This is a genomic window from Hafnia sp. CBA7124, from assembly GCF_002355555.1.
Taxonomy (GTDB): Bacteria; Pseudomonadota; Gammaproteobacteria; order Enterobacterales; family Enterobacteriaceae; genus Hafnia; species Hafnia alvei.
Map to the genome: position 1 here is coordinate 3911995 of NZ_AP017469.1, position 13905 is coordinate 3925899.

Annotated in this window: 13 protein-coding genes; 11 read left to right on the top strand and 2 right to left on the bottom strand. The window is 50.1% G+C overall.

Annotation, left to right across the window (positions count from 1 at the left end):
* Positions 1-52 precede the first annotated feature (52 nt).
* Positions 53-1576, bottom strand: coding sequence for an L-carnitine/gamma-butyrobetaine antiporter (gene caiT / locus CPY98_RS17840; RefSeq protein ID WP_043489156.1), 1524 nt, complete (start codon positions 1574-1576; stop codon positions 53-55).
* A gap of 761 nt (positions 1577-2337) precedes the next feature.
* On the opposite strand from caiT, the gene CPY98_RS17845 reads away from it, so the two are divergent.
* The 5 genes from CPY98_RS17845 to CPY98_RS17865 all read left to right on the top strand — a co-directional run bounded on the left by CPY98_RS17845 (position 2338) and on the right by CPY98_RS17865 (position 7170).
* Complete coding sequence (locus tag CPY98_RS17845; RefSeq protein WP_025798290.1) at positions 2338-3111, top strand: electron transfer flavoprotein; 774 nt, start codon at positions 2338-2340, stop codon at positions 3109-3111.
* Positions 3112-3122: 11 nt separating this feature from the next.
* On the top strand, positions 3123-4070 hold the full coding sequence (locus CPY98_RS17850; RefSeq protein WP_096388534.1) for an FAD-binding protein: 948 nt from the start codon (positions 3123-3125) through the stop codon (positions 4068-4070).
* Positions 4071-4130: 60 nt separating this feature from the next.
* Entirely contained in the window at positions 4131-5423 is a 1293-nt protein-coding gene (gene fixC, locus CPY98_RS17855) for an FAD-dependent oxidoreductase FixC (protein WP_096388535.1), read from the top strand.
* On the top strand, positions 5420-5740 hold the full coding sequence (locus CPY98_RS17860; RefSeq protein WP_043489148.1) for a ferredoxin: 321 nt from the start codon (positions 5420-5422) through the stop codon (positions 5738-5740). The genes fixC and CPY98_RS17860 overlap by 4 nt, the downstream gene beginning before the upstream one ends.
* A 113-nt stretch (positions 5741-5853) precedes the next feature.
* Positions 5854-7170 carry an MFS transporter gene (locus tag CPY98_RS17865; RefSeq protein ID WP_096388536.1) on the top strand — a complete coding sequence of 439 codons (1317 nt, stop codon included), beginning with the start codon at positions 5854-5856 and terminating at the stop codon, positions 7168-7170.
* A gap of 188 nt (positions 7171-7358) precedes the next feature.
* Here the strand turns inward: CPY98_RS17865 and aes are convergent, their stop codons facing one another.
* A complete protein-coding gene (aes, locus tag CPY98_RS17870) occupies positions 7359-8327 on the bottom strand; it encodes an acetyl esterase (RefSeq protein ID WP_096388537.1) in 969 nt (322 codons plus the stop codon).
* A 466-nt stretch (positions 8328-8793) separates the two neighbouring features.
* Here aes and caiF point away from each other — a divergent pair, with 466 nt between their 5' ends.
* The 6 genes from caiF to modD all read left to right on the top strand — a co-directional run bounded on the left by caiF (position 8794) and on the right by modD (position 13863).
* Positions 8794-9198 (top strand): carnitine metabolism transcriptional regulator CaiF, encoded by a 405-nt coding sequence (caiF, locus tag CPY98_RS17875; protein WP_025798306.1) that lies wholly within the window; start codon positions 8794-8796, stop codon positions 9196-9198.
* A 211-nt stretch (positions 9199-9409) separates the two neighbouring features.
* Positions 9410-10441, top strand: coding sequence for an ABC transporter substrate-binding protein (locus tag CPY98_RS17880; RefSeq protein WP_096388538.1), 1032 nt, complete (start codon positions 9410-9412; stop codon positions 10439-10441).
* Positions 10438-11430 (top strand): iron ABC transporter permease, encoded by a 993-nt coding sequence (locus CPY98_RS17885; RefSeq protein ID WP_043489114.1) that lies wholly within the window; start codon positions 10438-10440, stop codon positions 11428-11430. Before CPY98_RS17880 ends, CPY98_RS17885 begins: the two co-directional genes overlap by 4 nt.
* Entirely contained in the window at positions 11427-12176 is a 750-nt protein-coding gene (locus CPY98_RS17890; RefSeq protein WP_043489112.1) for an ABC transporter ATP-binding protein, read from the top strand. Before CPY98_RS17885 ends, CPY98_RS17890 begins: the two co-directional genes overlap by 4 nt.
* Before the next feature lie 20 nt (positions 12177-12196).
* The gene (locus CPY98_RS17895; protein ID WP_043489110.1) at positions 12197-13018 is read left to right on the top strand and encodes a class I SAM-dependent methyltransferase; all 822 of its coding nucleotides are present in this window, start codon (positions 12197-12199) and stop codon (positions 13016-13018) included.
* Positions 13015-13863, top strand: coding sequence for a ModD protein (modD, locus tag CPY98_RS17900; RefSeq protein WP_096388539.1), 849 nt, complete (start codon positions 13015-13017; stop codon positions 13861-13863). The genes CPY98_RS17895 and modD overlap by 4 nt, the downstream gene beginning before the upstream one ends.
* Positions 13864-13905: the final 42 nt, after the last annotated feature.

Consider the following 13905-nt stretch of genomic DNA (forward strand, 5'->3'; position numbering starts at 1 on the left):
AATCAGGCCTCTTGGTGGTTAATATCGTTCGAATTCAAACAGGGTAAAACGCTTAGTATTTCCAGTGCGTAGCCTTAGCATCTTTTAAGAAAGATATGGTTATCAGTATGTTGACGAAGAAAAGCGGACATCCTCCGGCAATGATCGCGGTTTGAATCGGTTTCAGCCCGCCGAGCGCCAGCAGAATGATGCCGATAACGCCTACCAGCACAGACCAGCCAACGCGAACCCAAATCGGCGGTTCGTCATAGCCGTTTGCGCCCTTACAGGTCGACATGGCCAGCGTGTAGGAACAGGCGTTAATGAGCGTGACGGTGGCGAGGAAGCACAGAATAAAGAACGCCCACATCGTGACGGTGCTGAGCGGCAACGTGGCCCAGGTTTCAATGATGGCGCGCGCCACCCCGTGTTGTTCAATGATCTGCGGGATGTTGATTTTGCCGTTATTGATCAGGGAGAGCGTATTGCTGCCCAAGATGGTCCACAGCAACCACGTTGAAGCCGTTAACCCACCAACCATTCCCAAGCAGAGCTGGCGCACGGTACGGCCCTTAGAAATACGCGCTAAGAAGATGCACATCTGGATGCCGTAAACGATCCACCATGCCCAATAGAACACCGTCCACGCCTGCGGGAATCCACTCTTGCCGACTGCATCGGTGTAGAACAGCATACGCGTAAAGTTAGAGAGCAGAATGCCAACAGAATCAGTGAAATAGTTGATGGTGAAGCTGCTCGCGCCGATGATGAATACCCACGCCAGCAGGATCAGGCTGAGATAGTTTCGAACGTCGCTAGCCACCTTAACCCCGCGCTGCAAGCCAAAGGCAACGCACACAGCGTTAAACACCACCCAACAAGAGATAATCAGCGCATCCAGCTCTAACGTGTGCGGCACCCCGAACAAATACTGAATACATTCGGTCACCAGCGGTGTTGCAAGCCCAAGGCTGGTTCCCATCGCCAAAATCAGCGCCACCAAATACAGGTTGTCGATGATGGTGCCAATAATTCCGTTGCAGCGTTTTTCACCAAAAAGTGGCACCAGCGTACCGCTTGGGCGCACCACGTCGATTTTCTTCACATACAGGAAGTATCCGAACGCCACGGCGAGGAAGCTGTAGGTTGCCCACGGTAAAGGCCCCCAGTGAAACAGGCTATACGCTAAGCCAAGATCTTTAGCTGGGTTTGAAAATGGCGTTAAGCCAAACGGTGGAGAAGAAACGTAGTAGTAGATCTCAATCGATCCCCAAAACAGCACGGCGGCTGAGGTACAGGAGGCGAACATCATGAAGATCCAGCTTACGGTGCTGAACTCTGGCGCTTCTTCGCCGAGACGACGCTGGGCAAAAGGGCCAAAGATCAGCCAGAACCAGCCGACAAACATCACGACCATATACCACTCAAACGCCCATCCCCACTGCGTTGTGATGTAGTTGAATACCGAATTAATCACGATATTAGAGGCGTTCAGATCACGGATAGTTAAATAACAAAGTAGTGCGACAATTATCAATGACGGGAAAAAAACCTTCGGTTCTATCCCTATTTTCCGTTTGCTCGTTTCTGTCTTCATTTACACATTTCCCTCATGGAAAGGAGTTCCTTGCCATAACAACTTGAGATGCAATATTCAGAATAAACGTCAGAATTTCTGTCATGAAAAGACAGAACACCAACACTAATTTTGCAGGTAAATTTTCAATTAATGGTGAATCTAGTTATTACGAGTTATTTAGCTTGCCAAAAATATCTGTTAAAACTTCGGCTAATAATAGTTAAAGGTATCTGATTGAATGTGTGCAGCCTTTACCGTTTAACGCCGAGATATAATGAGATTTGGCTGTTCAATAATCCGTGATCTTAATCAAACTATTTTCTGACACCCAATACATGCCCAAGCGCCTCGAATGAGGAACACAAATTAAATCCTTTAAAATCATAAAAATAACAAAATTAAAACATTATCCACGAAGGTTTTTTGCCCCTAAGTCGTTCAATATTGGTGATCTAGGTATTATTTTGGTCTGGTGAATCATGGTATTTCTATTAGCGTGATAACAAGGCACGAATAACAACTTACAGGGATACCTTTATTAGATATTAATTAATTTAATCCATTCTTTATTTTAGTGATTTTAATTACACCACTAATAGCGTTTAAATCGGCTATGGCGTACACACATTTATATATATAGCGAACCTTCGCTTTCGTTATTTTTATTTATCTTTGCCTAGCGTTTCTCGCTGCAGAAATAATTACACCTGTCATTACGGGCATCGTCTTATGTACAGGGTATTACGGATATTGTATTGCCTATCGAAATCGGAGAAGTGATGAAAATTATTGCATGTTACAAACTCATCCCCGAGGAGCAGGATATCACCGTCAATAGTGATGGCTCTCTGAATCTCAGCAAAGCGGATGCCAAAATTAGCCAATTCGATCTCAACGCTATCGAAGCAGCGATCGGCTTGAAATCGCTTAATGACACCATCCAGATTACGGCGATGAGCGTGGGTGGCGAAGCGCTGTCCAACGCCAAAGGCCGCAAAGACGTGCTGTCTCGCGGCCCTGATGAGTTAGTTGTCGTTTCCAGCGCAGGTTTGGAGAAGATGCTTCCTCACCAAACGTCTGCCCTGCTGGCGGCCGCTGCGCGAAAAACCGGTTTTGATTTAATTCTTTGTGGTGACGGCTCAGCCGATCTTTATGCACAGCAGGTTGGATTACTGCTCGGCGAGGCGCTAGGCGTCGCCTCCATCAACGGGGTGAGCCGGATCGTATCCCTCAGCGACGACAGCATTCAGGTTGAACGCACGCTAGAAGACGAAGTTGAAACCTTAACCATTCCGCTGCCTGCGGTGATTTCGGTATCCACTGACATCAATACGCCTCAAATCCCCTCCATGAAAGCCATTCTCGGCGCGGCTAAAAAGCCGGTAACCGCGTGGCAGCCAGCCGATCTGGAACTGCCAGAGATCACGCCATACACCGAGTTGCTGAGCGTACAGGCTCCACAGCAGAAAGCGCGTGGGCGGGTCATTATCGAAGGCGATAGCGACGATCAAATTTCAGAATTCGCAGAGCATCTGCGCAAAGTCATTAGCTAATTGGGGGCAATATGAGCAAGTTTGCAACAGTATGGGTGTTCAGTGACACCCACTCACATCTACCCGAGCTGATTGGCGGTGCACGCGAGCTGGGTGAAATTATTCACGTCATCAGCCACAGCGCTGAGCAATCAGCTTTGGCTTTCCGTCTCGGCGCTAACGCCGTTTACCATATTGGCGAACAGCCCGCCGATCGCATCATTGAAGATTATGCCGATACTCTGGCTCAGGCGATCAAGACGTATAGTCATAGCTCGCGCGCTTTATTGCTGCTGCCCGCAACCCGTCGCGGCAAAACGCTGGCAGCGCGCTTAGGCGCTCGCCTAAACGCTGGGGTAGTTAACGATGCCGCTGAGCTAAGCCTCGAAGACGGATACCCGGTTGCCACGCACATGGTTTACGGCGGTTTAGCCTTCGGCAAAGAGAAAATCACCACCGACTACGCCGTCATCACGCTCGCCAGCGGCGTATTCCCTGCGGTATCAGAAGACAGTGCCTTAGTAGGCAATGCCGAAACGCTGGCCTTTATCCCACCAGCCCATGCAATTTCCTGCGTATCACGTCGAGCCAAACAAGGCGAAAGCGTCGATCTTGGCAAAGCACGTTTGGTGGTGAGCGTTGGGCGCGGCATCGGTTCACAGGAAAACATCGCCATTGCGGCGGCGTTAAGCAATGCCATTGGTGCAGAGCTGGGATGCTCGCGTCCGGTCGCCGAAAACGAAAAATGGATGGATCGTGAACGCTACGTGGGCATTTCAGGGATCATGATCAAACCAGAACTCTATCTGGCGCTGGGGATTTCTGGCCAGATCCAGCACATGGTCGGCGCCAACGGTGCGCAGATCCTGATGGCCATCAACAAAGATAAAAACGCCCCGATCTTCCAATACGCGGATTACGGGATCGTCGGCGATCTGATGAAGATCGTCCCTGCTCTGACAGAAAAACTAAAACGATAAAATATCGACGGAGCACGGATTAGCCAATGGCTTCCGTGCTCCATCGAATTTGGAGAGCCTATGTCTGAAGATGTCTTTGACGCCATTATTGTTGGCGCGGGCCTGTCTGGCTGCGTTGCGGCGCTAGTGCTTGCCCGAGAAGGCGCTAACGTATTGGTTATCGAGCGAGGTAATCATGCGGGAGCCAAAAACGTCACCGGTGGTCGCCTGTATGGGCACAGCTTAGAACGCATCATTTCCGATTTTGCGGCCCATGCGCCCGTTGAGCGCCGCATTACCCGCGAAAAAATATCGTTTCTTACCGACGACAGCGCAGTCACGTTGGATTATCACCATGCCAATGCGGCCGAACCGGCGCAGGATTCCTATTCGGTTTTGCGCAGTAAATTCGATCCTTGGTTGATGGAACAGGCTGAAGCCGCCGGTGCGCAATTCGTTCCTGGGATCCGCGTAGATAAGCTGATTGAGCGCGATGGCAAAGTGATCGGCGTTGAAGCCGATGGCGATATTTTAGAAGCCAACGTGGTGATCCTCGCTGAAGGCGTTAACGCGCTGTTGGCCGAACAGCTGGGCATGGTGCAGAAACAGGTTTCTGCCAAGCATGTGGCCGTTGGGGTGAAAGAGCTGATTGAACTGCCGCGTGAACTGCTCGAAGCGCGCTTTAGCCTAACGGAAAACGAAGGCGCCGCGTGGCTGTTTGCCGGAACGCCGTCTAACGGTCTGATGGGCGGTGGCTTTCTGTATACCAACGGTGATTCATTGTCTTTAGGTATCGTTGTTGGCCTCAGCCATATTGCCGATGCGGAAAAATCAGTACCGCAAATGCTGGAGGATTTCAAACAGCATCCAACCGTTCGTCCATTAATCGCCGGTGGCAAAACCGTGGAATACGCCGCACACGTAGTGCCTGAAGCCGGAATTAATATGCAGCCCAAATTGGTGGGTAACGGCGTGCTTATCGCCGGTGATGCCGCAGGCATGTGCATGAATCTGGGATTCACTATCCGTGGAATGGATATGGCGATTGCCTCTGGTGAAGCGGCCGCACGCGCCGTGCTGCAAGCCAAAGAGGCCAATAATTTCAGCGAGCAGGGATTGAACGGTTATCTCACGTTGCTAGAAGAATTGCCGGTTATGAAGGATTTACGCCACTACCGCAAAGTCCCTGCCATGCTGGAAAACCCGCGCATGTTTACCCAATACCCACAGATGGTCGCCGACATCATGGCGGATATGTTCACCGTCAACGGCCAGCCGCCGCAGCCAATCCGCAAAATGGTGATGCGTCACTGCAAGAAAATTGGCTATCTCAACCTGTTGAAAGACGGCATTAAAGGAGTGACCGCGCTATGACCGAATCCGTCAAACCCGCCAATTCCCCCGTCAATGAGCCCGTTAACGTTGATGTGAAATTAGGCATTAACAAGTTCCACGTTGATGAAGGGCATCCGCATATCATCATTCGCGAAAACCCTGATATGGCGGCGTTTCATACCCTCACGCTGGCCTGTCCGGCGGGGCTATACAAGCTCCAGCCGGATGGAACTATCCGCTTTGATTACGCGGGCTGCCTAGAATGCGGCACCTGCCGGATCCTATGCCGTGATTCCGTTTTAGATGAGTGGAACTACCCGCGTGGCACCTTTGGCGTTGAATATCGCTACGGCTAAAAAACGATATTCTGGCCTGCCCGTCTCTGTCACTTTTTTTACCCACTATAGCCACTTAGCTCTGCGATAAATGCCAGAGCTAAGCAGCTATCAGGCTGATTAAAACCACCATTATGGAAAAATCCAAAAGGTTTGATGACATCAGTTTTACCCCGATCCACCGCAAAATTATGCTGTGGGGAAGCGGTGGCCCTTTTCTCGATGGCTACGTGCTGGTCATCATCGGTATTGCACTCGAACAGCTGACTCCGGTGTTACAGCTCGACGCTCGCTGGGTGGGGTTAGTCGGGATCGCAACGCTGGTTGGGCTGTTTATCGGTACATCATTGTTTGGCTACATCGCCGATGTGCTTGGCCGCCGGTTGATGTTTCTGATTGATATTATTGCCATCGGTATTATCTCTGCCGCGACCATGTTTGTGACATCGCCGCTGGAGCTGGTGATCCTGCGTTTTCTGATAGGTATTGTGATCGGCGCAGATTACCCCATTGCCACCTCGATGATTGCCGAATTTTCTACCACGCGTCAGCGCGCTTTCACCATGGGGTTTATCGCCGCGATGTGGTACATCGGTGCAACCGCCGCCGACGTTGTGGGCTATCTGTTATATGACGTCGAAAACGGCTGGCGCTGGATGTTGGGCAGCGCGGTTATTCCCTGCATTATCATTTTGTTAGGACGTTTTGAACTGCCCGAGTCTCCTCGCTGGCTAATTCGTAAAGGGCGTGTTGAAGAGTGCCGTGCGCTGATGTTTAAGCTGTTTGGCGAACACGTGGTATTCGATGACGAAGCCCCACAGGAAACGCGTTATAGCCAGATTTTCACCCGCAGGCACCTAACATCGATTTTGTTTGTCGCCATTATTTGGACGTGTCAGGTGATACCGATGTTTGGCATCTATACCTTCGGCCCACAAATTATCAGCCTGCTGGGGCTCAACGAAGGCAAAGAGGCCGTGCTCGGCAACGTGGTGATTAGCCTGTTCTTTTTGATTGGCTGCTTGCCTGCGATGTATTGGCTCAACAGCATCGGACGCCGTCCGTTGTTAATTGGCAGCTTTGCCATTATGACGCTCGCGTTAGCGGTGTTAGGAATTGTTCCCGACCCTAGTATTACGCTGATTGTGTCAGCCTTTGCGCTTTATGCATTTTTCTCAGGCGGCCCCGGCATTTTACAATGGCTCTATCCAAACGAACTTTTCCCTACTCACATTCGCGCTTCCGCCGTGGGCGCAGCGATGTCGCTCAGCCGGATTGGCACCGTGGTGTCAACCTATGCGCTTCCGCTGTTTATGCAACAGCATGGGATCGCAATGACGATGCTGGCCGGTGCGGGGATCTCGCTTTTTGGCATGGTCGTATCCATATTTTTAGCGCCCGAAACACGCAATTTATCGCTGGATAAAACCAGCCAGATGGATCTGTATTAAAAATACTGGCGGGCAATCAGATTAACTGGCTAATGCAGATCGTTTAAGAGATCGAGATACACGGGTCTACCATACCGCGGGGCGCTCCGGCGGCTTCGCCGCTACGACCCCATCGGTATGGTCCCCCTAAAATCAAGCTTAAATGATCAACATTGATCGACTGCCCGCTTTTTAATTGCCTATTTTTGTCATGCTTCAAGCTGCTCGCAAAAATAGCGGGCGCCGTCGCGCAATGCCCGATCGGCACTTTCCATCATGCGCGAATAATGCAAAAACGCATGCAGCGTACCGGGATACATTTTATAGCGGCAAGGTTGTTGATGTTCAGAAAGCGTGCGATGCAGCGCAATACTGTCGTCAATCAGCGGATCAAATTCTGCGGTGGCAATAAAACAGGCGGGTATGTTATGGCTAAGATCGTTATTAAACAGACAGTAATAAGGTGACTCTTTATCGTGTTCATTAGCCAAATAGGCGTGCTGATAAAATTCAATATCGGGCCCGGTTAAACCGTCCCAGACTCCGCCGTATAATCGACGGCTGGCAGAATCCTGTAATCCATAAAGTCCGTAATAAAGCAGAACGCCTTTAACATGACCACAGTCTATCTCGCGATCGCGCAGCCATAACGCCGTTGCTAGCGCCAACATTGCACCGGCAGAATCTCCGGCAAAACCAATTGACTGCATATTGAGTTGATAGTCCGCTGCACGCTGAGAAAAATAGCGACATACCGCAACCGTCTCTTCGATAGCCTGCGGAAAATGTGCTTCAGGCGAAAGCGTATAGTCAACGCCAATCACGGCGCATCCGGTGTAATCGGCTAATAAACGCATAATACGGTCGTGAGTATCAAGATTACCGACAATAAAACCACCGCCGTGTAAATAAAAGATCGTTGCCGCCGTTTCACGCTGTGGATAATATATTCTTACGCTGATTTCTCCGTAAGAAGTAGCTATCTTTTCATGTAGGGTCTTAAGCATTTTAGGCCCCTCCTCATTCCAATACTTTCGCTCCTCAATATAAGCTTGTCTAATCGTTGAATTATCAGCATCCGCTGCGATTGGTTTTGCATTTTCATACTGAACACGCAATACATCACGCATCTCCGGTGATATTTTATCAGGGGCATTAGTTTTATTGATTGGATTCATTACACACTCTCATTAGCTATTTAATTCATTATAAAAATAGAGCTAACGCCACATGGCATTAAGAAACAAAAAGCATGATAAACCAGATAGCTATGACGTCATCAGCAAGCAAAAAGCGCGCCAATACGCATAGTTTTTTGCTTATTCTGGTGATATCAAATTAATTATGTTGTTTATTATTTTAAATCAAAAAATTCGCCTTTATAAACATATTCTCAATCACAAAAATAAATTAACACCATACAGCAACAAAACATTATCACTACAATAAAACAACAATAATTGCGGTTACAATCCTTCGCAACAAATAAAATAAAATACATAGCGAAGGCGTCATTAGATAGGTATATTCAGATCAAATCATGATTATAAATGTGAATATGATCGCATATATTTGAGCCCATCCATTTATATGGTAAACAAATGCTAATCTGATAAAAAATTGCTTTAATTTAAAGGTGAGCCTATGTGTAGAGAATACGTACCAGAGCCTTTGTATTTGTCCGTGGCGCGTTGGGCAATGCAACAACAACGTTGGATAAGCTCGCGAGAGATTGCCGAGCAGTTTGATCTCACGCCGTGCAAAGCCATAAACCTTGTCTCTTATATCCTTTCTGCCGTTGATGAGATTGACTGCCAAACCAAAACCGTTCCAAATCAGCTAGAAGGCAGAGGCTGTCAGTGTCAGCGCATGATCCAAGTGGATCATATCGACGATCACATTGCCGAACGAATTAAAAACGCGGTTAACGTTGATGGCGAAGAAAATGACTCAGAATCAATGCCTAGAATGCTGATTCCGGTTCCTCCTTCAGAGCTGAATCAGGAGCAGAAGTGGAAATGGATGCTGTCTAAATCACAAAGAAAGTAGAAATGAACCGTTAAAGGGAGGTCTACTACCTCCCTTTCCCTACTGTTTTTTGTGACTCAAAGCCAACCACTACAGTCTTCCTTTTCTCATTTTTGTTAAGCCACCGCCTAGATCACACCTCTTCGCTTTACCTAATCCCATAGCTTGACTATGGGTTTTTGCCAATTCATTATATAAATAATTATATAACGAAAAAACTTCTGGTTATGACATGGATATCACTCGTCGTAAGCTGATTGGGTATTTGCTTTCTGGCGCAGCTTTATCGGTCAGCCCTTTTGCTACCCACGCCGCTGACGCCCTTTTAGTCCCTTTCGGTACTTTGCCATCGCCACAAAAAGCACATCGCGTATTGAGCGCGGGGGCTCCCGCCGATCTCTTATTGCTCGCGCTAGCGCCCGAGATGCTGCTGGGATTATCCTCGTTTGATTTCTCAGTTTCCGGCAGTGAGTTTCTTTCCGATACCATTCGAAAACTGCCAAAGTTAGGGCGTCTATCTGGCCGTGCAAGTACGCTTTCCCTCGAAAAGATAGTGTCGCTGGCTCCTGACATCATTATTGATTGTGGCAGCGCCGATGAAACCTTCCGCTCCCTTGCGCAGCGAACCGCAGCACAGACTGGCGCGCCCTACGTCTTAGTGGATGGGAAATTGCGGGATTCAGCCAGCCAACTGCGTCAGGTTGGCGCGCTGTTGGGGGTTTCATCAAGAGCAGAGAAGCAGGCTCAGTTGGCAGAGCGTTTTCTGCAAGATGCCGAACGTTTTGCGCAACTGAGCAGTAATCCTCCTCGTTTTTATTCCGCACGCGGCGCCACAGGGTTGGAGACGGGCTTGCAGGGATCTCTGCATACGGAAGCCGCAGAGCAGTTAGGGCTAATCAACGTGGCTAGTGAACCGTCGCAGCATGGTTTAGCTCAGGTGTCTTTCGAGCAACTATTGCTGTGGGAGCCCGACATTATTCTGACTCAGGATGCCAACACCTATCGCTACATCACTCAGAATGGGCTATGGAAAAACCTTCAGGCGGTGCGTAAAGGTCAGGTTTTGTGTTATTCCGGCTTGCCTTTTGGTTGGCTCGATTCACCACCGGGTATTAATCGCCTGCTAGGGATGCGCCGACTACAGGCGCATTTTGATGGCAAGATTCAGGCAAACTGGATGGATGACCTCCAGCAGTTTTTCCGGCTGTTCTACCATTCGGATTTAAACCAAACCCAACTCCAGCGCTTGTTGGAGGCTGAATGAATCTGACCAAAAATCTGGCTCTTTTTTCCAGCGGTATTCTGATTGCCATTCTATTGGCGCTTTTGGTTGGCAAATATCCACTCACGCCCACTGAGCTGTTAGATCTGTTGGTGCATTCAGACACGACGCAGGCGGATCCGCGCGTTGCTATCGTGTTCTGGCAAATACGCCTGCCGCGTATTTTAGCTGCTCTAATGATTGGCGCCGCGCTTTCGGCAGCCGGAGCGGCTTATCAAGGAATGTTCCGTAATCCACTGGTTTCACCCGACATTCTGGGAGTATCCGCTGGGGCAGGAATGGGCGCGTGCGTGGCGATGTGGCTTGGTTTGCCTATCGTTATCGTTCAGCTGTTGGCTTTTGTTGGCGGTATGCTGGCCGTAGCGCTCACCTGTCTGATTGCCTCGATGGCAAAACGCCACGATCCGGTGCTCTCTCTGGTTCTGGTTGGCATTGCCATCGGCACCCTGTGTGGCGCAGTCATTTCGCTGATAAAAATCTTGGCCGATCCCTACACTCAGCTCCCTTCGATCACCTTCTGGTTATTAGGCGGCCTTTCTACCATCACTCATGACGATCTCTACAGCAGTATCCCCGTTTTATTGTTGGGCATGCTGCCGCTTTTGCTGCTGCGTTGGCGTATGAATCTACTGAGCTTGCCTGATGATGAAGCCAAAACCATGGGCGTTAATGTTAAGCGCCTGCGGCTGATCTTTATCATTTGCGCGACGTTGATCACGGCAAGCGCGGTATCGGTCGCCGGTATCATTGGCTGGATTGGCTTAGTGGTTCCGCATATCTGCCGCTTAGTCACCGGCGATAACTATCAGCGTTTATTTCCAGCCTCCATGCTGGGCGGGGGGCTACTTCTCTTACTCACGGATACCTTGGCCCGTAGCCTATTCACCATCGAGCTGCCTTTGGGGATCCTCACGGCGCTGATCGGCGCTCCCTTTTTCCTGATGCTGTTACTTCGCGGAGGCCGCGGATGAGCATGGTGTCATTTAGCCACGTGGCCTTGGGATATCGCGATCGCCCCATTTTGCAGAATATTAATTTTGCCATCCAACGCGGGGAAATCTGTTGTCTGCTGGGCGCTAACGGCTGTGGGAAAACCACGCTAATGCGGACGCTGCTTGGGCTATTACCCGTGCTCAAGGGCGATATTACCTTGGCAGGAAAACCGTTGCAGGATTGGTCATCGGCTAAGCTTGCACAGCAGGTTGCTTATGTTCCTCAGGCTCACAGTGGCCCTTTTTCTTACAGCGTACTGGATATGGTGAGCATGGGCCGCAGCGCTCATCTGGGCTTATTTTCCTCCCCTCATCAACGCGATCACCAGCTCGCCAGAGATGCACTGGATGCTCTTGGTATTCTTCACTTGGAACAACGCAGCTTTCCAACGCTCAGCGGCGGCGAACGGCAGCTGGTATTAATCGCCCGCGCGCTAGTACAACAGCCAACGCTTTTAGTGATGGATGAACCGGCAGCCAGCTTGGATTTTGGCCATCAGATAACCCTGCTTAAGCGTATTCGCCAGCTAAAAACGGCTGGGATCACGCTGTTGATGTCTACCCATCATCCCATGCACGCCAAAGCGGTGGCCGATACCATCGTGACCCTCAGCCCACAGAACGGGGCATTACAGGGAACGCCAAAAGCGATGCTTAATAGCGCTTCATTGTCTCAGCTGTATCACGTCAGTGAAGAGGAAATCGAAGCACATCTGGGAATATGAAAACTAAAAAAGGAACTCACATGCTGATTGATGAAATCGACTTTTCTGCACTCTACCAACAACAGTTAGCGCTAGCGCAACGCACTGAAAAAGCGCCAGAACATTGGGATAAGCGCGCTGAGAAAATGGCCGTAATCTGCGCCAATCCGCAAGACGCTTATTTGGTTCAGCTCATTGCTAAAATGGATTTTTCCAATGCGGAAACCTTGCTAGATATGGGCTGTGGTCCCGGTTCGGTGTGCCTCAATGTGGCACATAAACTCAGCCATGTTTACGGCGTGGATTACAGCAAGGGGATGCTTGAGGTTGCGGCCAAACGCGCACAGGCCATGCAGCTCGATAACGTCACGCTACTTCGCCGAGCTTGGGAGGATGATTGGAGCGATCTTCCACAGTGCGATATCGCCGTTGCCTCGCGCTCAACGCTGGTCGGTGATTTACGCTCAGCCATGCAAAAACTTCATCAGCAAGCACGGCTGCGCGTTTACACCACCCACACCGTCAGCCCTTCGTTCGTCAATGCCGAAGTACAGCGGGTTATCGGTCGCCCCGTCATCGAACTGCCAAACTATATCTACGCGGTTAACGTCTTGTACCAGATGGGCATTCATGCCCGCGTTGATTTCATCACCGGGCCAAACTGTCAGGGAAATACGGATACTTTCGAGCGTTTTTATGAAAGCACCAGTTGGTCATTGGGCACGCTAAATGATGAAGAACAGCAGCGCCTTTTCGATTACTACACCCACCAGCAAAAACACGGATTAACCATTGCTTCGCCAACTCGTGATTGGGCGCTAGTTTCTTGGGAGAAAAAAACGTCACCGCAGGGGGCGCTATGATTTTCATCCCTGATGCGCAGCTCGATCAGTGGCTGATGGATGACATACAGGGCGGAGATCTTACGACACGCGCGCTGAACATCGGTGCGCGTAAAGGATCAATGCGCTTTTATCATCGGCAAGGCGGCTGTATCAGCGGCATCGACACTGCTCGCCGTATGCTTTTACGGCTGGGATTAGAGGTTGAGCAGCACCTCCACGACGGCGAGATCGCCGAGGCAGACGCATGTTTGCTCACCGCCCAAGGCCGCGCCGATGCGTTGCATCAGGGCTGGAAAGCCGTCCAGAACCTGTTGGAGTGGAGCTGTGGCGTATCTGATTATGTCTATCAAATGCGTCAGGTCCTACAGCGTTATTCACCACAGGGAAAAATTGCCTGCACGCGTAAAACTATTCCAGGCACCCACTTACTCGCCATGCAAGCCGTAATCGCCGCAGGTGGCATTATTCATCGTGCGGGCTGCGGCGAAACGATTTTGCTGTTCACCAACCATCGACGATTTTGCTCCTCCCCCGATAACTGGCAGAGCATCATTGCGACCTTACGCCAGCAGGCACCGGAAAAAACCATCATCGTCGAAGCCGATACCGTGGATGAAGCTAAACAGGCGTTATTGGGCATGCCCGATATTGTGCAACTCGATAAATTCTCACCCGATGACATTGTCGCGCTCAAAGCCTATGCACAGAGATTTTCGCCTCACTGCCGACTGTCCTTAGCGGGCGGAGTTACTCTCGCGACCATTGATAAATTTGCGCAAACCGGCATTTCACTGCTGGTCACTTCTGCGCCTTATTACGCGCCACCGGCAGACATCAAAGTTCGGCTTGGACCCTCTGACTAAATAACACAGCGTTCCACATTGGCAGGCTAATGACAGCCTGCC